Below are 24,469 nucleotides of genomic sequence, written 5' to 3'. Positions count from 1 at the left end.
GCTACCGGGCGGCCTGCGCGATCGCGTCTCGCACGTCGATCCACGACCGATGGATGCGGTCGTAGGCATCCACCTCGCCGGAGTCGGGCTCGACGACGCGCAGTGCGATGCCGAGACGCTCGCGGGCCTCGTCCAGGTCGGCCACGAGGCCCGCTCCGACCAGCGCCAACCCTGCGGCGCCCGCGAGGGTGACGTCAGGATCGGCGGCCACGAGCACTCGTCTGCCGAGGAGCGCTGCACGCATCCGCACGACGTGCTCCGAACGCGTGGAGCCGCCAGCGAGGATCACCGGCAGCGACCTCTGAGGGTCGAGCAGGTCGACGCCTTCCCGCACGACGTGCGCCGCGCCCTCCTGCGCGGCGCGCAGCACCTCGGCCGCGCCGTGCTCCGGGCGCTGACCGACGACCGCGCCCGCGTCGTCCGACCGCCACCGCGGAAATCGCGTACCGGACATGCCGGGCACCACATGGAGCCCTCCGGCCCCCGGAGGCACTGCACGGAGCGCCGCCTCGTCCACGGCGCCGACCAGCGCGCGCCAGCGCGCGACCGCGCCGCCGGTCATCCCCGTCGCGCCTCCTGCGACCCAGCGATCGGCGACCAGCGCGGGGTTCAGCACCGCTCCAGGCGGCGCCTCGGGGATGGCTCCGATGACGCGTCCGAGCACGTCGGTCGTGCCCGCGACGTCGACGATCGCATCCGAGCGCGCGCCCAGCAGGATCCCGATGCCGGCAGAGCCGTCGGGGCTGCCCGACACGATGGGCGTGCCCTCGGCGAGCCTGCATCGCACCGCGGCGTGCGCAGAGAGGGATGCGACGACCGCATGGGGCGGCGCGAGCGCTGGCATCCAGGCCCGCGGCACGCGTGCGGCCTCGAGCGAGGCGGGGGACCAGGCACGATGTGCGACGTCGAGGGCGAGCGTGTAGGCCGCGTCGACGAGGTCCATGCCGACGTGCCCCGAGAGCCTCGCGACGAGGAGGTCCTTCGGACCGAGCACGGTCGCGACCGCACCGTCGCAACCGTCGTCGACGAGGCTCGCGGCCAGGGCCAGCCCGCCGCCGACGACGGTGGGGCGGCCCGCGCGCGAGAGGAGCTCCCCGCGCGCGACATCGTCGAGTCGCAGCAACGCCTCGACGCCGCGCGCGTCCGACCAGGAGCCGGCGGGCACGACGGGGCGCAGCGCCTCGTCGACGGCGACCGCGCCGATGTGCGCTGCGATCGCCAACGCCGCGGGGCGCGCGTCGACCTCGAGTGCCGCGATGGCGCGCTCGACGTCGGATTGCAGCGCATCGGGGTCGTAGGTGGCGCCGCCGACGTCGTCGGCGCGAGCGACCCGCACCGAGCGCAGCACTCCTTCCCCCGAGGAGACGAGCGCGGCGCGGACCGCCGAGGTGCCGACGTCGACGGCGACGACGGCGCGATCGAGTCCGCTCACTCCGCGTCGATCCGCAGCAGCAGCGGGAAGCTCGGCAGCGTCCACCCGTGCGTGAACTCCACGGGCTCGTCGGCGTCGGAGTAGGTCGTGCGCATGCCGCGCAGCACCGCACCCCCGGGCTCGACGCGAAGCAGCGCGGCCTCCGCCTCGCCGAGCAGCTCGGCCGTCATCGACTGATCCGCCCATCGCAGGCGCACGCCGTGCCGCTCGGCGAGCGTGCGGTAGAGCGAACCGTCCACCAACGGCTCGCGGGAGAGACTCGGTGCCACGTACGACGGGACCCACGCGTCCTGCAGCGCCGCGGGAATGCCGTCGACGCGACGCACCCGTGTCAGCCGGTGCACGGGGTCGCCGGGCTCGAGCGCGAGCGCCTCGGCGACGTCGTCCGGCGCCTCGACGAGCTCGAACCGGACGATCTCGGCGTCGACCACCACGTCGGCGTCCGCGAGCTCAGCGGCGAACGACCGCAGGCGATCGAGGTGCCGACCTTGGCGCGAGTGCTCGCGGACGAAGGTGCCGGAGCCGTGCTTGCGCACGATGACCTCCTCCGATGCGAGCAGATCGAGCGCCTGCCGCACGGTCATGCGGCTGACCCCGTATCGCTTCGCAAGGTCCTGCTCGCTCGGCAGCCGCGTGCCGGGCCCGAGCGCACCCGAGCTGATCTGCTCGACGATGTCCGCGTGGATCACCGAGTACCTCGGCGCTCGGTGCATCAGATCGCGCCCTCCGCTCGCAGCCGCTCGACGTCGTCGGCCGACATCCCGAGGATGCCACGGTAGACGTGGTCGTTGTCCTCGCCCACGCGCGGCGGCGCCTTGCGGATGGTCGGCGGCGACTTCTCCATGTGAATGGGATTCGCCGGCATCCTGATCGTGCCGAGCTCGGGATGCTCGGCCTCGACGATCATGCCGCGCGCCGCGATCTGCGGCGATGCGGCGACCTCGGCGATCGACGCGACCTTCGCGTAGGGCACGCCGGCGTGGTCGAGCGCCGTCGCGATCTCGGCGCACGTGCGCGTACCGGCCCACGACTGGATGACGCTCTCGAGGTGCTCCTGCTGGGCCAGCCGGCCCTCGACGGTGCGGAACCGCTCGTCGTCCGCGAGATCCTGCCGTCCCATGACCGCGCACAGTCGCGGGAACAGCGACGCCGTCCCGGCCTGGATGTAGATCGGCCCGTCGGCCGCCTCGTACACGTTGACGGGCGCGGTCAGCAGGTCCCGCGAGCCGGATCTCGGCAGCTCGAGACCGAGCATGAGCTCGGCGATCAGCCGCGTCCCGAGCGCGGAGAACATGGTGTCGTACGAGGCGACGTCCACCAGCTGCCCCTCGCCCGTGCGCTCGCGATGCGCGAGAGCCGCCATCGCGCCGATGGCGCCCTGGTAGCCCGTCGTGTAGTCCGCGATGTACGTCCCCGACAGCGTCGGCTTGCCGTCAGGCTCGCCGGTGACGCTCATGAGTCCGGACGACGCCTGCGAGATGGCGTCGAACAGCGCGCGACGCGAGTCGGGCCCCGTCTGCCCGAATCCCGAGATCGACACGAGGATGACGTCCTCGTTCAGGGCTCGCATCCGCTCGTAGCCCAGCCCCATCGCCTCCATCGTGCCGGGGCGATAGTTCTCGATGACGACGTCCGCCCAGCGCACGAGGTCCTCGAGGATGCCGAGCGCCTCCGGGTGCCTCGTGTCGAGGGATGCCGCGTGCTTGTTGCGGTGGTACAGGAACATGTAGATGCTCTCGCCCTGCCAGTAGGGCCCGTGGTGGCGCGAGTCCTCGCCGGTCGGGCGCTCGACCTTGACGACCTCGGCCCCGAAGTCCCCCAGGATCTGCGCGCACAGCGGCCCCGCGATGAACCTCGACAGATCGAGCACCTTGACACCCTCGAGCGGGCCCGTAGCCTCTCCTGCGGTCTCCATCGAACGCACTCCTTCGTCTCTCGCCTGGTCCGGTCAGCTGTCGTGCGGCATGAAGGCCGGATAGGTCCACGCGTCGGCTGCACGGTCGAGCACGACGTCGACGAGCGTCGGCCGGCCGGACGCGAAGCCGTCTCGCACGGCGACGACGAGCGCCTCGACGTCCGTGACCCGCACGGCATCCAATCCCATCCCACGCGCGACCTGCGCGAAGTCCACGTCGAGGAAGTCGACCCCGATCGTGCGGCCGTCGAAGTGCAGCACCTGCTCCTGGCGGATGTTCCCGTACGACGAGTCGTTGAGCACGACGACGACGACGGGACCGCCGGCGCGCGCGAGCGTCTCGAGCTCGCCGAGGCTCATGCCGAGGGAACCGTCGCCGATGAGCGCCAGCACCGGACGCGATGCGTCGTCGACGACGGACGCGATGGCGGCGGGCAAGGCGAAGCCCATGTTGCCGAAGCCGACGGGCTTGATGTAGCGGTATGGCTTCGACATCTCCCACAGGTACGACCACACGCCTGGGTTGCCCGCATCCGGGATGAGGACGGCGTCGGTCGGCGTCACCTCGCGCAGCGCGCGGACGACGACGGCAGGCGACACCGCGCCCGGGTTCGCGGGCGCGAGGTCCTCGGACATGGCCCACCAGTCGCGCTCGGCCTGCTGCAGCTCGTCGATCCACGACTCGCGCGCCGCGCGAGCCGATGCCGCCTCGTCCGCGGTCGCGGCGACGAGATCCCGAGCGAAGGCGGCGAGGTCGCCGACGACGCCGGTGGTGACCTCGGCGTAGTAGCGCCCGATCATGGCCGGGTCCACGTCGACCTGCACCACCTCCGGCAGCTGCCGCCGCCACCGCGTCGTGGACACGGCGTTCAGGCTGTTGCCGAGTGCGAGCACGAGATCAGCGTCGCCGATGACGCGGGTCGAGAGGTTCGTGCCCATCCGGCTCAGGGCGCCGAACACGAGCGGGTGCGTCGTCGGCACGGCGCCCATGCCGTTGAACGTCGTGATGACGGGGATCGCGAGCGCCTCCGCGAGCGCGAGCACATCCTGAGACGCCTGCGCGCGGTTGGCGCCGTTGCCGACCCAGATGACGGGCCGCTGGGCGGCGAGGACCCGTGCGGCGACCTCCGCGATGCGATCCGGAGCGGCGACGGGTCGCGAGGCGACCCACGAACGCAGCGGATGCGTCGTCGGCACCTCCGGAGCATCGAACGTCTGCTCGATCGTGTCGCGTGCGAAGTCGAGATGGACGGGACCGGGGTTGCCCGTCATCGCGTTCACGTACGCCTCGGCCATCGCCTGGGTGATGCTCGTCTGATGCGCCACGAGCCGCGACCACTTCGTGAACGGCTTGAAGATCTCGACGTGGTCGGCGTTCTGCGCGTCGTCCTTGTGGATGTTCTCGCCATTGTTGTTGCAGGTGATGATGAACGCGGGGCTGGAGTCGCGGAAAGCGCCACCGACGCCCGTCAGCAGGTTCGTCGCACCGGGTCCCGTGGTCGCGATCGCGACCGCAGGTCGACCGGTCAGGCGGCCGTAGGCGTCCGCCATCACCGCCGCCGCGTTCTCGTGGCGCGTGTGCACCATCTCGATGCTCGGGCTGTCGATGATGGCGTCGGTGATCGCGAGCGTCTGCCCGCCGACCACGCCGAACACCTTCTCGATGCCCAGCGACTCGAGCATCTGCACGACGAGCTTCCCGCCCGTGATCTGATTCGTCATCTCCGTCTTCCTGTTCACTGCTCGGTCTCGGTCGAGACGCTGCTCTCAGATGGTGCGGCGGCGCTCGCCCATCCAGCGGCGCTCAGGGCACCATCGGCCCTGCGCACCCACACCTGCATCTGCACGCGGCCGTCCTCGACGGACGTCACGACGCCGCGCACCCGGATGGGCTCGTGCACGTCGACGGTCTTGAGGAACTTCACGCGCAGCCATCCGCCCGCGAGGAATCCCGTGCCGAACTCGCGCGTGAGCAGCTCGGCGATCGCGGCGAACTGCTGCTGGCCCTGCACGATCGGCACGCGCATCCCGGCCGCCCTCGCCAGATCGAGGTCGTTGTGGATGTTCCGCACGTACTCGCCGATGCGCGAGAACACGGCGGCCTGCTCGGTCGTGAACGTCTTCTCCAGCGCGGGCAGCACCTGGCCGGGTGCTGGACAGGATGCGTCGAGACCAGGAGCGTCGTCCGCCACCTCGCCCGTCACCCGCTCGTCCACCGCGGTCGGCGTCGCGCTGCCGCGCCCGGCGACGTCGCCTGGCCGAGTTCGCAGGATCTCGACGCCGCGGTGGCGCAGGATGCTGCGACCGTCTGCGCCGGTCGCGCTCGCCTCCATGACGACGTAGCCCTGACCCCGTCGCTCGTACGCCTCGGTGTAGGTGCCGGACAGCGTCACCTCCTCGTCGAGGTAGGCGGGCGAGTCGAACCACAGCTGCTCCTCCGTGTGCAGCCCGACGACGCGGCTCGCCGCGTAGACCGTGGTGAAGAGCTGCACGAGGTCGTTCCCGAGCAGCGACGCGTGAGCGATGCGACGCCCACCGAAGGGGCTCGCTCGCAGGTGCCAGTCGTGATGGTCGTCCTGCGTGAACGCGAAGCGCTTGATCTTGTGATCGTCGACGACGACCGTCACGGGCCCGAGCGCCTCCGGGATCTCGAGGCGATCGAACTCCGGCTCCTTCAGGCCGGCCTCGAGGTCGTCGACCTCGAGGGCGCGTCGCGGGTCGGTGAGGTCTCGGGTGGCCGGGATCATCGGTCCTCCTCGCCGATCGCGTTCATGTCGGTCGCGTTGGTCTCGGGTGCGAGATAGGCGCAGAGACCCCCGAGTGCGAGCGCTGCGACGGTGATGAGCGCGATGGGCCAGGGGTCGCCGCCGGTCGCCGCGAAGATCGCGGTGGAGGCGAGCGGCCACAGGCCGATGAGCACCGACGGCAGCTGCGCGGCGAGCGAGACGCCCGTGTAGCGGACCTTCGTGCCGAACAGCTCGGAGAAGAACGAGGGCTCGACGCCATAGACCGCGCCGACGCCGATGGCGTAGGCGACCGCGTAGATGACGTACATCATCGGGATGTTCCCGGCGTCGAGGATCCAGAAGAACGGGAACGAGACGACCGCGCCGACGACGGCACCCAGGATGAAGACCTTCCGTCGACCGATGCGGTCGCTGAGCCTGCCGAAGAAGTAGTACGTGTAGATGGCGATCGCGGCCGCGATCGTCGACGCCCACAGGATGTCGGTGCGGCCGATGTCCGTGTAGTTGGTCGCGAACGTCAGGCCGATCGTCAGGATGATGTAGCCGAAGACCGCCTCTCCGAAGCGCATGCCCATCGCCAGCAGGAGAGGGCGCTTGAAGCGTCGGAGGAGCTCCGCGATCGGCAGCCGCTCCTTGGGTCGATCGGCCTCCGCCTTCGCCTCGAGCGCCTCCTGCGCAGCCTGGAACGTCGGCGTCTCGGTGAGCTTGAAGCGGATGAAGAGTCCGACGCCGATGAGCACGGCGCTGAGCAGGAAGGGCAGTCGCCAGCCCCAGCTGAGGAGTTGCTCGTCCGGCAGGGTGGAGACGATCGCGAAGATGCTCGTCGACATGACGAGGCCGACGGCGTTGCCGATCTGCGGGAAGCTGCCGTAGGCGCCGCGCTTGCCGTCCGGCGCGTACTCGACCGCGACGAGGGACGCGCCGCCCCATTCGCCGCCGACGCCGAAGCCCTGCACGAGGCGCAGCAGGACGAGCAGGATGGGCGCGGCGATGCCGATCTGCTCGGTGGTCGGCAGCAGGCCGATGAGGAACGTCGCGATGCCCATCATCATCAGCGTCGTGACGAGCGCGGCCTTCCGACCGAACCGGTCTCCGAAGTGCCCGAAGACGACGCCACCCAGCGGACGCGCGAAGAAGCCGACGCCGAAGACCGCGAAGGCAGCGAGCGTGCCGTAGATCGGGTCGCCGTCGCTCGGGAAGAACAGCCGTCCGAACACGAGCGCCGAGGCGGTGCCGAAGATGAAGTAGTCGTACCACTCGACGGCGGTGCCGACGAGGCTGGCGACCGCTGCGCGGCGGGCGAGCCTCGTGCGCTCGACCTGACTGGTGGGGATGGTGGCGGCCATGATGACTCCTTCGTCGAGTGGAGCGCCTGATGGATGGACGCGCGTGCATGCGCGCGGGTGATCTCGGGGCATGGAGCACGCGCCGAGGCCGTGGGGTCGCGCTCGTCGAGAGCGCGACCGGTCAGAGGAGCGACGCGGGTCGCCGAGGGTCGTCGTCGATCGCCGCCGAGGCCCAGCCGACGGCTGTGCGAGTGCCATCCGCCTTCTCGACCCAGACCTCGACCTCGAGTCGACCGCCGATCTCGCCGAGGACCGCACCGGAGGTCGTGAGCGTCTCGTCGACGAACGCGGGCGACACGAAGCGAAGATCGAGGTCCCCGGTCGTGAACCAGGATGCGCCAAAGACGTCGACGAGGTTGGCGATGACGTGGCCGGTCTGCTGCTGCGCCTGCACGATGGTGCGGTCGAGGCCGGAGGCGGCGGCCTTCTCGACGCTCGTGTGGACGTTCGCGAATCCTCGGCCTGCCCAGGAGAAGACGGACATCTGGTCCTGGGAGAAGGTCGTGGTGCGACTCGGCAGCGCTGCGCGCTCGGGAAGGCCGTACGCGGCGACCTCGATGGGCGGGACGTCGGCATCGACGGTGCCCTGCACGGTCCGCGGGCGCTGCTCGCCCTCGGAGCGCCGCCCTCCGACGACGTCGCCGGCGACCGTGCGCATGATCTCGCGGCCGACATGCTCGACCAGGATCCGACCGTCCTCCCCCGTGGCGGTCGCTTCGAGCGTCACGTATCCCTGGCCGCGGCGCTCGTACTTCTCGGTGTAGCCGCCGGTGATCGTCACGGTCTCGCCGCGTCGCACGGGCGAGCGGAAGCGCAGCGTCTCGTGCGTGTGCAGACCCTGCGCCGTGTTGCCGTCGTAACCCTGGTAGAAGAGGAAGAGCAGCTCGTTCGCGAGCGCGAGCGGATGCGCGATCGGTCCGCCGAACGGCGACTCCTCGAAGTACCAGTCGCCGAAGTCGTCCTGCGCGAAGGCGTAGTCGAGCACGAAGCGACGATCGACGCGGACCTCGACGGGTCCGAATCGCTCGGGTACCTCGACCAGCTCGTAGCGAGCCTCCTTCAACGACGCCATCGTCGCTCCCTTCGTCACCCCATCGGACTAGTCGTCTAGACGACTAGATGACAACGTAGGCGCGACGATGGGGTGGCGTCAAGCGTCGTGACTCGATCGGGCGAGCGATGTGCCGCGGTCCCAGGTCAACGGTCGGCGGCGGCCTGCGCCGCGAGCAGCGTCACGAGCTCGTAGACGACGTGGCTCGCCGCGATGCCCGTGACCTGCGCGTGGTCGTACGCGGGCGCGACCTCGACGACGTCGGCGCCGACGACGTGCAGGTCGGACAGCGCGCGCAGCATGCGCAGCAGCTCGCGGCTCGTGAGACCGCCCGCCTCGGGCGTGCCCGTGCCGGGCGCGTGCGCGGGATCGAGCACGTCGATGTCGATCGACACGTAGACGGGGCGCTCGCCCAGCCGCGCCCGCATCCGCTCGATCACCGCCGCGACGCCCTCCTCCTCGACGCGCTCGCTCGTGAGCACCTGGAAGCCCAGCCGCTCGTCGTCGACGAGGTCCTGCTTCGAGTACAGCGGTCCGCGCGTGCCGACGTGGCAGCTCGCAGTCAGGTCGATGAGCCCCTCCTCGCTCGCACGGCGGAAGGGCGTGCCGTGCGTGATAGGCGCGCCGAAGTAGGTGTCCCACGTGTCGAGGTGCGCGTCGAAGTGCAGCACCGCGACCGGACCGTGGCGCTTCGCGACCGACCGCAGCAGCGGCAGCGCGATGGTGTGGTCGCCGCCGATCGTCACGATGCGCGGCGCACGTGCCGCGAGCGCGTCGACGGCGCGCTCGACCTCGCCGACCGCCTCGTCGATCGCGAACGGGTTCACGGGGATGTCGCCCGCATCCACCACCTGCGCGACCGCGAACGGCGAGACGTCCTGCGCGGGGTTGTACGGCCGCAGCAGCCGCGACGCCTCCCGCACGTGGCTCGGTCCGAAGCGCGCGCCGGGGCGGAAGCTCACGCCGGTGTCGAACGGGATGCCGACGACGGCGACGTCGGCGCGCGGCACGTCCTCGATGCGCGGCAGCCGCGCGAACGTCGCGATGCCCGCGTAGCGCGGCACGATCGATGCGTCGACGGGTCCGACGGGCTCGTGGGTGCGGTCGTCGGTCATGCGGGCTCCTCGGATGATGCGGATGCGGACGCGGGAGCGGACGGACGCGAGGCGTGGGCCGCGGCGAGCGCCGCCTGCGGCACGTGCACGAGCTGCACGCCGCCCGCGGCGATCGCGTCGCGGATGGCGCGCGCGACGGCCTCGTGCGTCTCGGCGCGACGCGCGTCCGCGCCGAACGCGCGGGCGAGCGCGACCCAGTCGGGCTGCACGAGCTCGACGCCGATGGGTGCGATGCCGCGGTCGACCTCGTTCTGGCGGATCTCGGCGTAGCCGCCGTTGTCGACGCAGACGACCGTGAGGTCGAGCCGCTGCTCGACGGCCGTGACGAGCTCGGCGACGCTGAACATGAGGGCGCCGTCGCCGAGCACGGCGACGACCGGCCGGTCGGGCGACGCGACGCGCGCGCCGATCGCCGCCGGCAGGCCGTAGCCGAGCGTCGCGTAGGTGGGCGTGTAGAGCAGCGAGTGCGGCCGCGACAGCCGCAGCGCGTTCGCGAGCGCCATGTAGACGATCTGCGAGGAGTCGCCGGCGACGATCGCGTCTTCCGGCAGCGCTGCGGCGATGGTCTCGCCGAGCGCGACCGTCTCGGGCAGCGCGCCTCGGCGCTCGACGTCGATCGCCGCGCGGACGTCGCCGAGGTCGGGCGCGGGCCGCAGCATGCGGTCGGCGGGCGTGCCGTCGAGCAGGTGGTCGAGCACGGCTGCGGCGTCGCCGACGATCCCGACGGTCGCGCCGAGGTTGCGATGCAGCTGCGCCGCCGACACGTCGATGCGCACGACGCGGCCGCGGGCCTCGAGGCGCGGCGCCCACAGCTCCGCCTCTCCGAGCTTCGAGCCGACGACGACGAGCACGTCCGCATCCTCGGCGACGGCGCGGGCGGCGGCGAGCCGGAGGTTCGCGCCGAGCGACAGCGGGTGGTGCTCGTCGAGCGCGCCCTTGCCGTTCAGCGTCGTGAGCACGGGTGCGCCGAGGCGCTCGGCGAGCCGCTGCAGCTGCGCGCTCGCACGCGTCGCGCCGCCGCCCGCGACGACGACCGGCCGCCGCGCCAGACGCAGGAGGTCGGATGCGGCGCGCACCGCAGCCGGGTCGCCGCGCTCGGGTGCGGGGGCGGGACGCGGGGCGCGCGCCGCGGCGCTCACGCCCGCGGGCGCCTCCAGCACGTCGAGCGGGATCTCGACGTGCACGGGCCGCGGACGGCCGGTGCGGAAGAGCGCGAAGGCGTCGTGCACGGCGTCGACGGCCTCCGCGGCGCTCGTCACCCGCCTGGACCACGCGGCGACGGCACCCGCCATCGCCGAGACGTCCTTCGTCTCGTGCAGCGTGCCGACGTCGGCGAACTCCGCGCCGAGCGCGACGCCCGGCGAGAGCACGAGCATCGGCCGCGACTCCGCGAACGCGGTGCCGACGGCGCTCATCGCGTTCTGCAGGCCCGGGCCCGAGGTCGTGATGACGACGCCCGGCAGCCCCGTCTGCTGCGCCCATCCGTCGGCGCCGTAGCCCGAGCCCTGCTCGTGCCGATTCGTGATCGCGCGCATGCCGAGGTCGGCGAGCGGCCGGTAGAGCTCGAGGTTGTGGGTGCCGGGGATGCCGAACACGGCATCGACCCCGTAGCCGCGGATGGTCTCGAGCACCGCGCGGCCGGCGGTGTCGGCGAAGCGGTCGTCGCTCACGGCGCCTCCCAGCGCCGCACGCCGCCGACCCACGTCTGCTGCACGGCGATCTGCGCGATCGTCTCGGGGTCGACGGCGAGCGGGTCGCCCGTGAGCACGGCGAAGTCGGCGCACTTGCCGACCTCGAGCGAGCCGAGGTCGTCCTCGCGGCCGAGCGTGGTGGCGCCCTCGATGGTGTGCGCGCGCAGCGCCGCGAGCGCCGAGATGCGCAGGTCGTCGGACCCGAGGCGGTGCCCGCGCAGCGTGCGCCGCGTCACGGCCGTCTCGATCGCCTCGAGCGGGATGGGCTCGGCGACCGGCGCATCCGACGAGATCGTCACGGGCACGCCCGCCGCGAGCATCTCGCCGAGCGGGTTGAAGCGCTCGCCGGGCGTGCCGATGGCCTCCTCGACCCCCTCGCCCCAATTGCGATAGTGCTGCGGCTGGTTCACGGGCCGGATGCCGGCCGCCGCCATGCGCGCGATCTGCTCGGGCGTCGGCAGGCCGCAGTGCTCGATGCGGTGCCGCGCGTCGGGGTCGGGACGCTCGGCGAGCGCCGCCTCCAGCGCATCCACGACCATGCCGATCGCGGTCGGCGACTGCGCGTGCGTCGCCGTCTGCAGCCCGGCGGCGTGCGCGCGGCGGATGAGCTCCGCGTACTCGGCCGGCTCGTGGTACAGCTGCCCCGTGCGGCACGGATCGCCGACGTAGCCGTCGGGGAAGTACGCGGTCCAGCCGCCGAGGGTGCCGTCGGCGTAGAGCTTGATGCCGGCGAACGACAGGTGCGCGTTGCCGAACGCGCCGACGAGCCCCATCTCGAGCGCCTCGTCGAGCAGGTGCGAGAGCAGGTACATCGACACGCGCACGGGCAGGCCGCCGTCGGTGCCCGCGAGCCGCAGGTACATGTCGAGCTCGCGCCGCGACACCTGGCAGTCGCCGATCGCCGTCACGCCGCTCGCCAGGAAGCGCTCGGTGGCGGCGGCGAGCTGCCGCAGATGCTCCTCGGGCTCGTCGGCGAGGTGGAAGTTCGGGCCGTGATGGCCGACCTTCACGCCGCCGACGCCCGTGAGCACGTTGCACGCCGCATCCGACAGCTCGCCCGTGAGCTCGCCGTCCGCGTCGCGGAAGAACGTGCCGCCGGGCGGGTTCGGGGTGTCGCGGTCGACGCCGCCGAGCTCGAGCGTGCGCGAGTTCACGACGCCGCCGTGGCCCGACGCGTTCATGAGGTAGACCTCGCGGTCCGTCGCGACCTCGTCGAGCTCGAACCGCGTGGGGTGCCGCTGCTCGACGAGGTTGCGGTGCTCGTAGCCGTAGCCGCGCACGGGGCGACCGGCGGGCGCCCGTTCGGCCGCCTCGCGCAGCAGCGCGACGATCTCGGGGATGCTGCCTGCGCGCTCGGGCCCGCAGTCGACCCACGTCATCATCTGCCCGAACATGAGCGGATGCGCGTGCGCGTCGACGAAGCCCGGCACGACGGTCGCGTCGCCGAGGTCGACGCGGTCGGGCGCGATGCCCGCCTCCCGGGCGGCCGCCTGGCAGGCGTCCACGCTGCCGACGGCGAGCACGCGGCCGGCGTCGAGCAGCATCGCCTGCGCCGTGCGGTCCGCAGCGTCGGCCGTGTGGATCGCGGCTGCGACGACGAGCAGCGGCGCTGCCTGCTCGGATCGGTCGAAGGGTGCGAGCTTCCTCATCGGATCGGGTGCTCCGTCGTGTCGGTGCGCGGGGTGAGGGACTCGGTGACGGGCGCCTCGTCCGAGTGCTGGGGCGCGAGCAGCGTGCAGACGCCGGCGAGGGCGGCCATGGCGGTGAACATGCCGAGCACCGACCAGACGCTGCCCGTCCAGCCCACGAGCAGGGTCGCGAACCACGGCGAGAATCCGGCCCACACGGCGGCGCCGACGCCGTAGCTGAGCGCGATCGACGTGTAGCGGGCCTGGGGGCGGAACATCTGGGCGAGGATCGCCGCGACGGGCGCGTACGTGCCGCTGAGGGCGATGCGCACGAGCGACGCGAGCAGGAACACGAGCGGCTCGAGCCTGCCGGGCATGACGAGCAGGAACGGCACGAAGGTGAGCACGCTCGTGACGAGGCCGATGTACATGACGTTCTTGCGACCCCAGCGGTCGCCGAGCCATGCGATCGGCAGCGTGACGAGGAACTCGACGAACGATGCGACGGTCATGGCGTCGAGGATGAGGGTCTCGCTGATGCCGACGCTCGGGCTCGTCGCGTACGAGGTCGCGAACGTCGTGGCGAGGTAGTAGCCGCCGGTCGAGATCGGCAGCAGGCCGATGCCGAGCAGGATGGGCAGCCAGTTGGCGCGCAGCGCGAACGCGAGCGGCATCGACTGCTTGCGGCCCGAGACCTTCTGCTCGAAGACGGGCGACTCCTCCACCTTCCAGCGCACCCAGAGGCCGACGCCGACGAGCACGATCGACAGGAGGAAGGGGATGCGCCATCCGCCGTCGATGATGAAGTCGTCGCCGATGCGCGACATGATCGCGAAGACGCCGGAGGCGAGCAGCGCTCCGGCGGGGTTGCCGAGCTGCGTGAAGCCGCCGTAGAAGGTCTTCCTGTCGGCCGGCGCGTGCTCGACGCTCATGAGCACGGCGCCGCCCCACTCGCCGCCGACGGCGAGGCCCTGCAGCGCGCGCAGCGCGATGAGCAGGATGGGCGCGGCGAGGCCGATGTCCGAGTACGTCGGCAGCAGGCCGACGAGCACGGTCGCGATGCCCATGAGCATGAGCGTGAGCACGAGCGACCTGCGACGACCGAGCCGGTCGCCGATGTGGCCGAACAGGATGCCGCCGAGCGGGCGGACGAGGAAGGCGACCGCGAACGTGGCGAAGGCGGCGGCGGTCTCGGCGACGGGATCCTCGCTGGGGAAGAACAGCGGGCCGAACACGAGCGCGGCGGCGGTCGCGTAGACGTAGAAGTCGTACCACTCGATCGTGGTGCCGACGAAGGCGGCGAAGCCGGCGCGGCGCGCCTTCGTCGTCTGTGCTGTCGTGGTCATGGGTCCGCTCCTTCGCGGCTCTGGGCGGGATGCGCAGGAGCGTACGCCGACGCGCGGCTCGTGCAAAGCACAGAACTCCTGCCGCCCTCCGCATCGACCGGGATTCTGCTCGCCCACCCGTTCGAATGCGAGGTGATCGCGGGTCGATCGGCTCCTATGCTGGAGCGATGCACGCGCGGTGGCGCGTTCTCCGGTTTCTCGTGGAGGTGGCGATGGACGTCGACGTCGAGCTCGTGCGGGCGCTGCAGGAGGACGGGCGCGCGAGCGTCGCCGTCCTCGCGGAGCGGCTGGGCCGGCCTCGGGCGAGCGTCGCCGCGCGCCTGGCGCGCATGCTCGACTCGGGCGCCGTGCGCGTGGTCGCCGCCGTCGATCCCGCCTTCCTGGGTCAGCACGTGCTCGCCCACGTCTCGGTCCGCGTCGACGGCCCCGTCGACCCCGTGGCGCAGCATCTGCGCGGCCTCGGCGAGACGGTCCTCGTCTCGGCGGTCGGCGGCGCGCACGACCTCGTCACCGAGGTGCGCGTCGGCTCGATGCCGCAGCTGCACGACCTGCTCGCCGACCTCCGCGCCGCGCCCGGCGTCGCCGACATCTCCACGCTCGTCTACACCGACGTCGTGAAGGGCTTCTTCGTCTCCGGCTACCGCGGCGACCTCGAGATCGACGACGTCGACACCGCGCTCATCGAGCTGCTGCAGCGCGACGGGCGGATGCGCTACCGGACGCTCGCGGAGGCGGTGCGCCTGTCGCCGTCCGCGGTGACGACCCGCGTGCAGCGGCTCGTCACGGCGGGCGTCATCACGATCAGCGCCGTCGAGGCGCGCGGCCTCACGCACCGGCAGCTGTCGATGGGCGTCGGCCTCCACCTCACGGGCGAGGACGACGCGGTGCTCGACGCGCTGCGCTCATGGCGCGGCGTCGACTTCGCGGCGCGCACCATCGGCCGCTTCGACGCCGTCGCGACGCTCGTCGAGCCGTCGGCCGGCGCGCTCTTCGCGAGCCTCGACCGCCTCCGCGGGCTGCCGGGCGTCGCACGCCTCGAGGCCTGGCTGCATCTCGCGGTCGTGAAGGAGGACTACGCGCGCACGCTTCGCCCGGCGATGGGCTGAGCGCACGGTCGGGACGCCCGCCCCGCACCCCCAGCCGGTCGAGGAGGCCCCGAGCGCAGCGAGGAGCCGTCACGAGACCCGCGCCATCGCCAGGACGCCGAGCACCGACCGCCTCGCGGGCGCGACGGGTCTCGTGACGCGAAGGCGCTGCGCGCCTGCGCTCCTCGACCAGCTGGATGGGCCCACCCCCAGCTGGTCGAGGACGCCCCGAGCGCAGCGAGGAGCCGTCACGAGACCCGCGCCATCGCCAGGACGCCGAGCACCGACCGCCTCACGGGCGCGACGGGTCTCGTGACGCGCGCGAAGTTGCCCCGCACGGCGTCGCCGCGGGAGGGTGGAGGCGTGCCCCGCACCCGCATCCTGGCCGTCGGCATCGCCGCCGTCGCAGCCCTCGCGCTCTCCGCGTGCCAGGGCGGTGCGGACCAGCCCGAGCCGACGGCGTCGCAGCCGTCCGCGGGGCCGTCGCTGCGCATGCTCGTCGGCGGCTCGGCCGCAGCGGCGGATGCGCTGCAGGAGCAGGTGGACGCGTGGAGCGAGGAGTCCGGGGCGAGCGTGCGCATCGTGCTCGCGACCGACCTCGACCAGCAGCTCGCGGAGTCGTTCGCGAACGCGAACCCGCCCGACGTCTTCGCCCTGCCGACCACGAGCCTCGAGCGCTACGACGGCTACCTCGAGCCGTACGGCCGCTTCGCAGCCGCCGACGACCTCGTGCCGTGGATCCTCGACGTCGTGGCCGACGGCGGCGCCCTGCAGTGCGTGCCGCGGTCGGCGGATGCGACGACCCTCGCGATCTCCGAGGAGGCGTGGGCGGCGGCGGGCCTGACGGATGCCGACGTGCCGACGACGTGGGAGCAGCTCGAGGCCGTCGCCGCGGCGCTGACGACGGACGACGTCGCCGGGCTCTCCATCGACCCCGACGCCGAGCACCTCGGCGTGCTGCTCGCGCAGGCGGGCGGCGCGCTCGTCGACGAGTCCGGCGTCGTCGCCGACTCCGATGCGAACGCCGCGGCGCTCGAGACCGTGGTGCGGATGCACGACGCCGGCGTGCTCGCGTGGCCGGACGCGCTCGGCGCATCCTCCGCCGCGACCGCCTTCGCGTCGGGCGACACCGCGATGGCGTACGTCGACCTCGCCGACCTGCTCGCGGCCGAGGCCCAGGCCCCCGCGCCCTCCGAGACGCCGGCGCCGTCGGACGACGAGGATGCGGGCGCGCCATCGGCGAGCGGCACGCCCGGGGCCACGGGCGACGCGAGCACGTCGCCGTCGCCCTCCGAGGAGGGCGACGCGGAGGACGCGACGCCAGACGCCGCGACCCTGCTCGACGGCGTGCGGCTCGTGCCCCTGCCTGCCGGCCCGGCGAGCGCCGCGCCGTTCGCGACGACGTCGTGCTGGGCGATGCCCGCCGACACGCGCACGGGCGACGCGGCGCGCGACCTCATCGCCTTCCTCACGCAGACGGATCCGCAGGTCGCGCTCGCCGACGCCACGGGTTCCGTGCCGGTGACGACGAGCGGTGGCGCGGCCTTCGCCGAGCAGCACCCCGAGCGCGCCCCGGTCGTCGCCGCGGTCGCCGACGGCGTCGACATGGCCGCGGCGCTCGGCCCTGCCGAAGCGACGGATGCGCTCGACGAGACGCTCGCGGAGCTCGCCGCCGCCGAGCCCGGCGACGTCGACGTCGCCGCCCTGCTCGCGGCGCTGCAGGAGCGGCTCGAGCAGCAGCTCGACTAGGCATCCGCCGGTCGGTCCAGCCCAGCTGCGCCGCGCAGGCGCCGAGCACGCCGCACGGCTCAGTCGAGCTGCACCGTGCCGCTCTCCCCACCCTTCGGCTCGCCCGTGACCTTCGACGTGACGAGGCTCACGAGGGTCGCGAGCCTGCCGGGGCTGTCCCAGAACTGCGCGCTCGAGGCGTTCACCTTCAGCAGCGTCGCCTTCGAGTCCTGCGGACCCTCGGGAAACCACGCGTCGACGGCCGGGTTCCACAGCTCCTCGAGCCGGGCGGGGTCGTCGACGATCGCGGCCGTGCCCGAGATCGACAGCCACGCCGAGTCGCCGCTGAACGCGACGCCGACCGCGGGATCGACGTCGACGTGCCGCACGAGCGGCGCGTCGCCGCCGACGATGAACCAGAGGTCGCCGTCGAACTCGCGCTCCTGCACCGTGAGCGGATGCGCCTGCAGCATTCCCTGCTCGTCGCGCGTCGTGAGCATCGCGAACCGGAAGCCCTCCAGCATCGCCTGCACCTGCTCGAGCTCGGTCCTCGCCATCGTCGGCTCCTCTCGTCGTGGAGCCTCCAGGCTGTCGTCGCCACCGATGCGGCGCACCCGGTTGCGGATCGCGCCGAAGCGTGCCCCGCTCAGCGGTCCGCGCCGCCGACGCAGCCCATCCGGTCGCAGATCGCGCCGAGGCGTGCGCAGCTCACCGGCCGTCGTCCTCGATGTCGCCGTCGAGCAGCCGTCGCTCGATGACGGCGATGATCGCCTGCAGCTGCTCCTCGTCGAACCGCGGCTGGCGCAGCCGCTGGTGCACCCAGAGTCCGTGCGCGGCGAGCCTCGCGACGAAGCGCCGCATGCTGGCGGGGTCGTCGAGGTCCGGCAGCGGCGCCCACGTCGCCTCGACGCCCGACCACAGCCGCTCGACGGGCTCCTGCTCGAGCAGTCGCAGCAGCTCGATCTCGCCCGGCGAGTCGTCGGCGTGCTGCCGCACGAACGCCCGCACGCGGTCGTCCAGGGTCGCGTCGCGCTCGGGGACGTCGAGGTGCGTCGCCACCCGTTCGGAGAACACCCGGGCGTAGTGCTCGTGCGCGGCCATCACGAGATCCTGCTTCGTCGGGAAGTGGTAGACGACGCCGCTGCGCGTGAAGCCCGAGCGCTCGCAGACCGATGCGAACGTCAGCGCGCCGAGCCCGCGCTCGTGCACGATCTCGGCCGCCATGCGCGCGATGAGCGCTCGCCCGTCCTCCATGGCCGATCGTCCCGTCCTCGTCCGCACGCCCGGTGACGTGCGATGACGGGCCAGTCTGACCGGTCGCTCCACCCAGCGCAAACGGCGGAGCCGGGGGTTGCACCTCGCGGTGCACCCCCGGCTCCGTCAGCGTCGTCCGACGCGCTCGATCAGCCCACTCGGCGGCGGATCACCAGCAGCGCGCCACCGGCCGCGAGCAGCAGGCCGAGCACCAGGAAGGCCACGGTGGCCATCTCGGTCGCGGTCTGCGGCAGGCTCGGCGCGGGCGCCGGGGCCGGCACCGCGACGGCCGTCGGCGTGCGCGTCGTGTTCGTCGTGGTGCTGACCTCGGTGCCGCCGGGCGTGCTCGCCGTGGCGGTCGCCGTGTTGACGACCTCCCCGGCGCGCACGTCCGCCGCCGTCACCGTGTAGGGCTGCGAGACGCAGTCCATGGAGGCGCCGGGCGCCAGCACGGTCTGGGGGCAGCTCACCGCGATGAGCGGGTCGGCCACCGCGACGTCCGTCAGCGACACGTTGCCGGTGTTGGTGACGGTCACCGTGAAGACGATCGTCTCGCCGGCGTCCGCGCGGCCGTTGCCGTTGCGGTCGTCGAGCGCAGCCGACTTCGTCGAGCCGATGCCCGGGGTCACGTCTCCCGGCGTCGTCGTGGCGTCGGTCGCGGACACGATGGGCTCGTCGGAGCCGTAGGGCGTGCCCGTGGCGGCCGCCACGTTCACGACCTGGCCGGCGTCGACGTCGGCCTGCCCGATGACGTAGTCCTCGTCGGCGACGCAGAGCGTGACCGCACCCGGCGCCAGCGTCGTCGCCTCGCAGGTGACCGTGATGCCGGCCTCGGCGAGCATCGGGTCGTCGACGCTCACGCCGTCGACCGTGAGGTTGCCCGTGTTCGTCACGACGAAGGAGTAGAGGATCGTCTCGCCGACGTCGATCGCGCCGTTGCCGTTGGCGTCGTCGTGCTCGGCCGACTTGTCGATCGTCAGCTCGGGCGTGGCCGCGACGGCGGCCACGGAGACCTCGTCGGGCTCGGACTCCACGGGCGCCTCGGTCGGGTCGATGCCCGTCGCGGTCGCCGTGTTGTCGACGGAGCCGGCCAGCAGGTCGTCCTCGGTCACGACGTACGCGTCGTCGGCCACGCAGTCGGTGTCCTCACCCGGGGCGAGCGACGTCGCCTCGCACGTGACGCCGATGCCGGCCGCCGCCAGGCGGTCGTCCGCGACCTGCACGTCACCGATCGTCACGTTGCCGGTGTTCGTCACGACGAAGGCGTACACGATCTCCTGGCCGAGCGTCGCCGGACCCTCGGTGTCGGCCGACTTCTCGATGGAGAGGGACGCGACGACGGGCTCGGTGTCCGCGATGACGGAGTCGGGCTCGGACGCGACCGGCGCGCCGGTCGCGTCGGTGCCCTCGGCGGAGGCCGTGTTCTCGACCTCGCCGGCGAGCAGATCCGCCTCGGTCACGACGTAGGCCGCGTCCGCGACGCAGTCCGTGTCCTCGCCCGGGGCGAGCGACGTCGCCTCGCACGTGACGCCGATGCCGGCCGCCGTCAGGCGGTCGTCGATCACCACGACGTCGTCGATCGTCACGTTGCCCGTGTTCGTCAAGACGAACGAGTAGGTGATCTCGTCGCCGAGGCTCACGACCTCGCCCGCGTCCGACGACTTCTCGATCGCCAGGGCCGCGACGACGGGTGCCGTCGGCACGATCGCGTCGGAGGGGTCCGACTCGACGGCGCTGCCCTCGGGGTCGGTGCCGGTCGCGGTGGCGACGTTGTCGACGCTGCCCGAGAGGAGGTCGCTCTCGGTCACGGTGTACGGCCCGTCGGCGACGCACTCGGTGGAGGTGACGGGAGCCAGCTCGGCCGCGTCGCACGTGACGGTGATGCCCGCCGCCGTCAGCATGTCGTCGTCGACCGCGATGGTCGAGACGGTGACGTTGCCGGCGTTCGAGACGACGAACGAGTACGTGATCTCATCGCCGAGGCCCACGGGGCCCTCGGTGTCCGCCGACTTCACGATCGTCAGCACGGCCGACGCCTCGACGGTCGGCACGGAGACCTCGTCGACGGGCGACTGGACGGGCTCGCCGTCCGGGTCGGTGCCATTCGCCGTCGCGGCGTTGTCGACGCTGCCCGAGACCAGGTCGTCCTCGGTCACGACGTACGCGGCGTCCGCGACGCAGTCGGTGTCCTCGCCCGGTGCGAGCGCGGTCACCTCGCACGACACGGTGATGTCGGCGTCGGCGAGCAGCGCATCGTCGACGACGAGATTCGTGATCGTGACGTTGCCCGAGTTCGTCACGACGAACGAGTACGTGATCTCGTCGCCTGCCGACACCGGTCCCTCGGTGTCCGCGGACTTCACGATCGTGAGCGCCGGCGCGGGCGCGGAGGGCGCGGTCGTGCTCGACTCGTTCGACGTGACCGGGTCGCCGCCGAGCGCGACGCCGTCGGCGGTCGCCGTGTTGTCGATCTCGCCTGCGTCGACGTCGGTCTGCGTCACGGTGTAGTCCACCGAGCACGTGACCGAGGCGCCGACCGCGAGGCTGGGGGCGCCGCCGGGGCACGTGATGGCACCGAGTCCGCCGGAGCCCGAGAACTCCTCGTCGACGATCGCGACGTCGTCGATCTGGATGTTGCCCGTGTTCGTCACGAGGAACGAGTAGGTGATGACCTGACCCACCTCGATGGCGTCGGTGCCGGCGTTCGACGACTTCACGAGCGTCAGCGCAGGCGCCTGCTCCTCGACGATCAGCGTGGCGACGCCAGGGGGGTTGAGACCAGTGCTCGTGACGTCGTCCGGGCCGTTCACGAACGTGCCCGCGGCGTCCGTCGTGACGTCGACGGTGACGGTGCAGGAGACCTGGCCGGCGTTCAGGTCGCCGGTGACCGAGATCTCCGTGTCGCCCGGCACCGCGTCGACCACGCCAGCGGGGCACGTGGTCGAGGCGGAGCCCGCGATGGTCATGCCCGCGGGCAGCACGTCGGTGAACGACCAGCCGGACTTGGCGGCGAGCTCGCTCGTGTTCGTGACGGTGAAGGTGAGGGTCGTGGTCTCGCCGCGGACGATCGACGCGTCGCCGAACGACTTGTCGAGCTGCGGGGTCACGTCGAGCACGCGGATGTTGTCGAACGCGTGGTCGTTGCCGCTGCCCGAGCCGTTGGCGTTGCGCATGACGATGCCGAAGCTCGCACCGTCGAGCAGGAAGGAGCCGTTCGACGTGTACGTGCCGACGCGGACGGCGGTCTGCGGGCTCACGCCGAGGGCCGGCATCGTGAGCGTCTGCCCCGACGCGCACGGGTTGATGGTGCCGCCGACCGGCGTAGCGACGGCTGCCTCGTCGAGCACGGAGAAGTTGAGCTGCGGGGCCCCCGCGACCGGCGGGCAGTTCATCGCGGCCACGTCGACGCTGAAGGTCAGGAATCGACCGCTCGCGGCCGGGAGCGTGATGTTGGAAGCCGTGGCGAACTCGACCAGGTTCGCGCCGGGATTGTTCGACGTGTACGCCGCGACGGCGAAGTTCGTGTTCGGGGGGTTGTAGCCGTTGTAGACGCCGAGAGCGCGAGCCAGCTGCTGCACGCCGTTCCACGGCTGCTGGCCACCGCAGTCGGTCACCTGCGGACCGGCGTTCACCGCCTGACCGGCGGACACGATCCAGCCGTTGCAGCGCTCGAGCCACGTCGGCGCCGCCGTGTACGTCTGGCCGGTGTCGCCGGTGTACCCGGTGAGTCGCTGGATGGGACTCTGGCCCGGCGTGTTGTCGAAGTCCTCGAAGAACACCACCGTCGGATCCTGGGCGACGCCGGGCGTGCCGGGCACGGCCTGCGCAGCGGGCACGGACGCCGGCGTGGGGCCGACGACGGAGGCGAAGCCGGACAGCGCGAGCGCGCCGACCGCGACGATCGCGGTGGCCTTCCTGCGCCAACCGATGGACGGGCGGGACGGTCGAGGCATGGGGGTCCGATCGCTCGAGGCCTGCACCCGCGATGATCGACGCGGGACCGCACAACACCTGCACGGATGTACAGCACACTGCAGAACCTATGGACAACCTGTCAATGAAGAACCTTCAGTCTCGTCGCAGCGTTACCGAATCGTGACCGGTGTCGGTCGAATCCTCGACGTCGCTGTCGCGTCGTTCGCCTCGGCGCAAGGGCCTGCGGACGATCAGCCGTCACGGGCATCGTGGACGCCATGGCCGACCTGCACGTGACGCTCCCCTCCGGCACCGAGCTCGCGCTGTCGAACGCGGGCACCCCGTTCGCCAAGCACCTCGTGATCCTCTGCAACCCGCGCGAGGTCGCGGGGCTCGTGGATCCCGACCCGGCCGTCACGGCGAGGCACCCCGTCCACCTGCTCGTCGCGGATCCCGTGGTGCAGGATGGCGAGGTCGCCGTCGCGCCACGCGAGCACGCTGCGGCGATCGCCGAGTACGTGCGACAGGCACGGCAGACCGGTGCGCGGACCGGGGCGGAGGACTTCCGTCGCATCGGCATCGTGGGCTGGGGCAGCGGTGCGCTGCTGGCTGCGACGCTCATGGTCGAGCACGCCGACCTCTTCCTCCGGGTCGCGCTCGTCGCGCCGGACCTCGGCGAGGAGGCGACGCACGACGAGCCCCTGCCCGACGTCGGCGCCGGGCCCTCGACCGGCACGCTCGAAGATCGACTCGCACGCGGGCTCGAGACGCCCGAGGACACGGCGGAGCTCACGAGCGACGATGCCGACTCGATCGCCGACCGCTGGGCGTCGATCGCGCGCGACGAGTCCGTCGTGCTCGTGGTCGATCCCGAGCGGCTGCTCGCGGACTCGGGCACGACGAAGCTGGAGTGGGCGACCGACGCGCTCGCGGGATCGTGGGATCGGGTGCTGACGTTCGTGCAGCGCACGGGCGAGGACGACGACGAGGAGGAGGAGCGAGCATGAGCAAGGACCTGAGCAAGGGCGACCGCGTGAGCTGGGCGACGTCGCAGGGACGCACCCGGGGGAAGGTCGTCGAGCGCCGCGTCGAGGACTTCCAGCACGACGGCCAGCAGTTCACGGCGTCGGAGGACGAGCCGGCGTACATCGTCGAGTCCGAGAAGACCGGCGCGACGGCGGCGCACAAGGGCTCGGCGCTGCGGCGCCTGCAGGACTGAGCACTTCTGGGACGCGGCTCGCGCGTCCCAGGCGGCGACGGAGGGCGCGTCCCCGCGCACGCGGCGCCTCGCCGTGCCCAGCGCGCCTACGCGCGTCAGCCACCCGTACGACACGACATGACATGACAGCACGACACGGAGGGCACGACATGGATCTGGGCATCGAGGGCAAGGTGGCGCTCGTCACGGGCGGCGACTCGGGCATCGGCTGGCACACGGCCCGCATGCTGCTCGACGAGGGCGCGACGGTCGTGATCACCGACCAGGACGCCGATCGGCTGCGCGAGGCTGCGGATCGGCTCGAGGCCGACCCCGATCGGCTCTTCGCCTTCCCCGCCGACGTCACGAGCGTCGAGTCGCTCGCGGCGCTGCACGCCCGCGTGGCGGAGTCGGCCGGCGAGATCGACATCCTGGTGCAGTCGGCGGGCATCACGGGCGCGCAGGGGCTGTTCCACGAGATCGACGACGCCGGATGGGTCGACACGATCGAGGTCGACCTGCTCGGCCCCGTGCGCCTCATCCGCGAGTTCCTGCCCGACCTTCGCGCCGGCGGATGGGGTCGCATCGTGCTGCTGGCGTCAGAGGACGCCGTGCAGCCCTACGACGACGAGCTGCCCTACTGCGCGGCGAAGGCCGGCATCCTCGCCCTGTCGAAGGGCCTCTCGCGCAGCTACGCCGCAGAGGGGCTGCTGGTGAACGCCGTGTCGCCCGCCTTCATCCACACGCCGATGACGGACGCGATGATGGAGAAGCGCGCCGAGGAGCGCGGCACCGACCGCGACGAGGCGATCGCGTCGTTCCTCGAGGAGGAGCGCCCGCACATGGAGCTCGGTCGCCGTGGCGAGCCCGAGGAGGTCGCGGCCGTCGTCGCCTTCCTCTGCTCGGATCTCGCGTCCTTCGTGAACGGCGCGAACTACCGGGTCGACGCGGGATCGGTCGCGACGATCTGAGCCGTGCCGCTCCCGAGCGCGTGTCAAGCGCGACGGATGAAGTGTCC

At 72.3% G+C, this 24,469-nt stretch carries 19 protein-coding genes; 5 read left to right on the top strand and 14 right to left on the bottom strand.

The window, feature by feature from the left end; translation table 11 throughout:
• Position 1: 1 nt before the first annotated feature.
• The 11 genes from C1N71_RS00730 to C1N71_RS00680 all read right to left on the bottom strand — a co-directional run bounded on the left by C1N71_RS00730 (position 2) and on the right by C1N71_RS00680 (position 14,271).
• The gene (locus C1N71_RS00730) at positions 2-1,432 is read right to left on the bottom strand and encodes a xylulokinase (RefSeq protein ID WP_137754656.1); all 1,431 of its coding nucleotides are present in this window, start codon (positions 1,430-1,432) and stop codon (positions 2-4) included.
• Positions 1,429-2,121, bottom strand: a complete 693-nt coding sequence (locus tag C1N71_RS00725) for a GntR family transcriptional regulator (protein WP_217496015.1) — start codon at positions 2,119-2,121, stop codon at positions 1,429-1,431. Before C1N71_RS00725 ends, C1N71_RS00730 begins: the two co-directional genes overlap by 4 nt.
• Before the next feature lie 23 nt (positions 2,122-2,144).
• Complete coding sequence (locus C1N71_RS00720) at positions 2,145-3,347, bottom strand: CaiB/BaiF CoA transferase family protein (protein WP_137754654.1); 1,203 nt, start codon at positions 3,345-3,347, stop codon at positions 2,145-2,147.
• A gap of 33 nt (positions 3,348-3,380) precedes the next feature.
• Positions 3,381-5,069: a thiamine pyrophosphate-binding protein gene (locus tag C1N71_RS00715; protein ID WP_137754653.1), complete on the bottom strand. Its 1,689-nt coding sequence runs from the start codon at positions 5,067-5,069 to the stop codon at positions 3,381-3,383.
• A gap of 14 nt (positions 5,070-5,083) precedes the next feature.
• Complete coding sequence (locus tag C1N71_RS00710; RefSeq protein WP_137754652.1) at positions 5,084-6,094, bottom strand: MaoC family dehydratase; 1,011 nt, start codon at positions 6,092-6,094, stop codon at positions 5,084-5,086.
• Positions 6,091-7,440 carry an MFS transporter gene (locus C1N71_RS00705; protein ID WP_137754651.1) on the bottom strand — a complete coding sequence of 450 codons (1,350 nt, stop codon included), beginning with the start codon at positions 7,438-7,440 and terminating at the stop codon, positions 6,091-6,093. Before C1N71_RS00705 ends, C1N71_RS00710 begins: the two co-directional genes overlap by 4 nt.
• A 121-nt stretch (positions 7,441-7,561) precedes the next feature.
• The gene (locus C1N71_RS00700) at positions 7,562-8,530 is read right to left on the bottom strand and encodes a MaoC family dehydratase (RefSeq protein ID WP_217496014.1); all 969 of its coding nucleotides are present in this window, start codon (positions 8,528-8,530) and stop codon (positions 7,562-7,564) included.
• 107 nt (positions 8,531-8,637) lie between these two features.
• Positions 8,638-9,606, bottom strand: a complete 969-nt coding sequence (gene speB, locus C1N71_RS00695) for an agmatinase (RefSeq protein WP_137754650.1) — start codon at positions 9,604-9,606, stop codon at positions 8,638-8,640.
• Positions 9,603-11,276: a thiamine pyrophosphate-binding protein gene (locus C1N71_RS00690; protein WP_137754649.1), complete on the bottom strand. Its 1,674-nt coding sequence runs from the start codon at positions 11,274-11,276 to the stop codon at positions 9,603-9,605. Before C1N71_RS00690 ends, speB begins: the two co-directional genes overlap by 4 nt.
• Positions 11,273-12,946 carry an amidohydrolase gene (locus C1N71_RS00685; RefSeq protein ID WP_137754648.1) on the bottom strand — a complete coding sequence of 558 codons (1,674 nt, stop codon included), beginning with the start codon at positions 12,944-12,946 and terminating at the stop codon, positions 11,273-11,275. Before C1N71_RS00685 ends, C1N71_RS00690 begins: the two co-directional genes overlap by 4 nt.
• The gene (locus C1N71_RS00680) at positions 12,943-14,271 is read right to left on the bottom strand and encodes an MFS transporter (RefSeq protein WP_137754647.1); all 1,329 of its coding nucleotides are present in this window, start codon (positions 14,269-14,271) and stop codon (positions 12,943-12,945) included. Before C1N71_RS00680 ends, C1N71_RS00685 begins: the two co-directional genes overlap by 4 nt.
• Positions 14,272-14,483: 212 nt before the next feature.
• On the opposite strand from C1N71_RS00680, the gene C1N71_RS00675 reads away from it, so the two are divergent.
• Both C1N71_RS00675 and C1N71_RS00670 read left to right on the top strand, forming a co-directional pair.
• Positions 14,484-15,377 (top strand): Lrp/AsnC family transcriptional regulator, encoded by an 894-nt coding sequence (locus C1N71_RS00675; protein ID WP_137754646.1) that lies wholly within the window; start codon positions 14,484-14,486, stop codon positions 15,375-15,377.
• Between the two features lie 342 nt (positions 15,378-15,719).
• Positions 15,720-17,105 carry an extracellular solute-binding protein gene (locus C1N71_RS00670; protein ID WP_137754645.1) on the top strand — a complete coding sequence of 462 codons (1,386 nt, stop codon included), beginning with the start codon at positions 15,720-15,722 and terminating at the stop codon, positions 17,103-17,105.
• 59 nt (positions 17,106-17,164) lie between these two features.
• Here the strand turns inward: C1N71_RS00670 and C1N71_RS00665 are convergent, their stop codons facing one another.
• From C1N71_RS00665 to C1N71_RS00655, 3 genes are all read right to left on the bottom strand, one after another.
• On the bottom strand, positions 17,165-17,641 hold the full coding sequence (locus C1N71_RS00665; protein WP_137754644.1) for a pyridoxamine 5'-phosphate oxidase family protein: 477 nt from the start codon (positions 17,639-17,641) through the stop codon (positions 17,165-17,167).
• A gap of 151 nt (positions 17,642-17,792) precedes the next feature.
• Positions 17,793-18,338 carry a TetR/AcrR family transcriptional regulator gene (locus C1N71_RS00660; protein ID WP_137754643.1) on the bottom strand — a complete coding sequence of 182 codons (546 nt, stop codon included), beginning with the start codon at positions 18,336-18,338 and terminating at the stop codon, positions 17,793-17,795.
• A 149-nt stretch (positions 18,339-18,487) separates the two neighbouring features.
• Positions 18,488-22,291, bottom strand: coding sequence for a DUF7507 domain-containing protein (locus C1N71_RS00655; RefSeq protein WP_137754642.1), 3,804 nt, complete (start codon positions 22,289-22,291; stop codon positions 18,488-18,490).
• Between the two features lie 240 nt (positions 22,292-22,531).
• Between C1N71_RS00655 and C1N71_RS00650 the strand changes: the two genes are divergently transcribed.
• From C1N71_RS00650 to C1N71_RS00640, 3 genes are all read left to right on the top strand, one after another.
• The gene (locus C1N71_RS00650; RefSeq protein ID WP_137754641.1) at positions 22,532-23,260 is read left to right on the top strand and encodes a hypothetical protein; all 729 of its coding nucleotides are present in this window, start codon (positions 22,532-22,534) and stop codon (positions 23,258-23,260) included.
• Positions 23,257-23,472 carry a DUF2945 domain-containing protein gene (locus tag C1N71_RS00645; RefSeq protein WP_137754640.1) on the top strand — a complete coding sequence of 72 codons (216 nt, stop codon included), beginning with the start codon at positions 23,257-23,259 and terminating at the stop codon, positions 23,470-23,472. The genes C1N71_RS00650 and C1N71_RS00645 overlap by 4 nt, the downstream gene beginning before the upstream one ends.
• 149 nt (positions 23,473-23,621) lie before the next feature.
• Positions 23,622-24,422, top strand: coding sequence for an SDR family NAD(P)-dependent oxidoreductase (locus C1N71_RS00640; protein WP_137754639.1), 801 nt, complete (start codon positions 23,622-23,624; stop codon positions 24,420-24,422).
• The last annotated feature ends 47 nt before the right edge of the window (positions 24,423-24,469 follow it).

It is taken from the genome of Agrococcus sp. SGAir0287 (genome assembly GCF_005484985.1).
Taxonomy (GTDB): domain Bacteria; phylum Actinomycetota; class Actinomycetes; order Actinomycetales; family Microbacteriaceae; genus Agrococcus.
This window is presented reverse-complemented; position numbering and strand designations above follow the sequence as displayed.

Coding starts and splice junctions, on each gene's coding strand:
- C1N71_RS00675 (WP_137754646.1), top strand. CDS start 14,484: ATGGACGTCGACGTCGAGCTCGTGCGGGCGCTGCAGGAGGACGGGCGC.
- C1N71_RS00660 (WP_137754643.1), bottom strand. CDS start 18,338: ATGGAGGACGGGCGAGCGCTCATCGCGCGCATGGCGGCCGAGATCGTG.
- C1N71_RS00715 (WP_137754653.1), bottom strand. CDS start 5,069: ATGACGAATCAGATCACGGGCGGGAAGCTCGTCGTGCAGATGCTCGAG.
- C1N71_RS00710 (WP_137754652.1), bottom strand. CDS start 6,094: ATGATCCCGGCCACCCGAGACCTCACCGACCCGCGACGCGCCCTCGAG.
- C1N71_RS00650 (WP_137754641.1), top strand. CDS start 22,532: ATGGCCGACCTGCACGTGACGCTCCCCTCCGGCACCGAGCTCGCGCTG.
- speB (WP_137754650.1), bottom strand. CDS start 9,606: ATGACCGACGACCGCACCCACGAGCCCGTCGGACCCGTCGACGCATCG.
- C1N71_RS00680 (WP_137754647.1), bottom strand. CDS start 14,271: ATGACCACGACAGCACAGACGACGAAGGCGCGCCGCGCCGGCTTCGCC.
- C1N71_RS00655 (WP_137754642.1), bottom strand. CDS start 22,291: ATGCCTCGACCGTCCCGCCCGTCCATCGGTTGGCGCAGGAAGGCCACC.
- C1N71_RS00705 (WP_137754651.1), bottom strand. CDS start 7,440: ATGGCCGCCACCATCCCCACCAGTCAGGTCGAGCGCACGAGGCTCGCC.
- C1N71_RS00665 (WP_137754644.1), bottom strand. CDS start 17,641: ATGGCGAGGACCGAGCTCGAGCAGGTGCAGGCGATGCTGGAGGGCTTC.
- C1N71_RS00640 (WP_137754639.1), top strand. CDS start 23,622: ATGGATCTGGGCATCGAGGGCAAGGTGGCGCTCGTCACGGGCGGCGAC.
- C1N71_RS00685 (WP_137754648.1), bottom strand. CDS start 12,946: ATGAGGAAGCTCGCACCCTTCGACCGATCCGAGCAGGCAGCGCCGCTG.
- C1N71_RS00645 (WP_137754640.1), top strand. CDS start 23,257: ATGAGCAAGGACCTGAGCAAGGGCGACCGCGTGAGCTGGGCGACGTCG.
- C1N71_RS00720 (WP_137754654.1), bottom strand. CDS start 3,347: ATGGAGACCGCAGGAGAGGCTACGGGCCCGCTCGAGGGTGTCAAGGTG.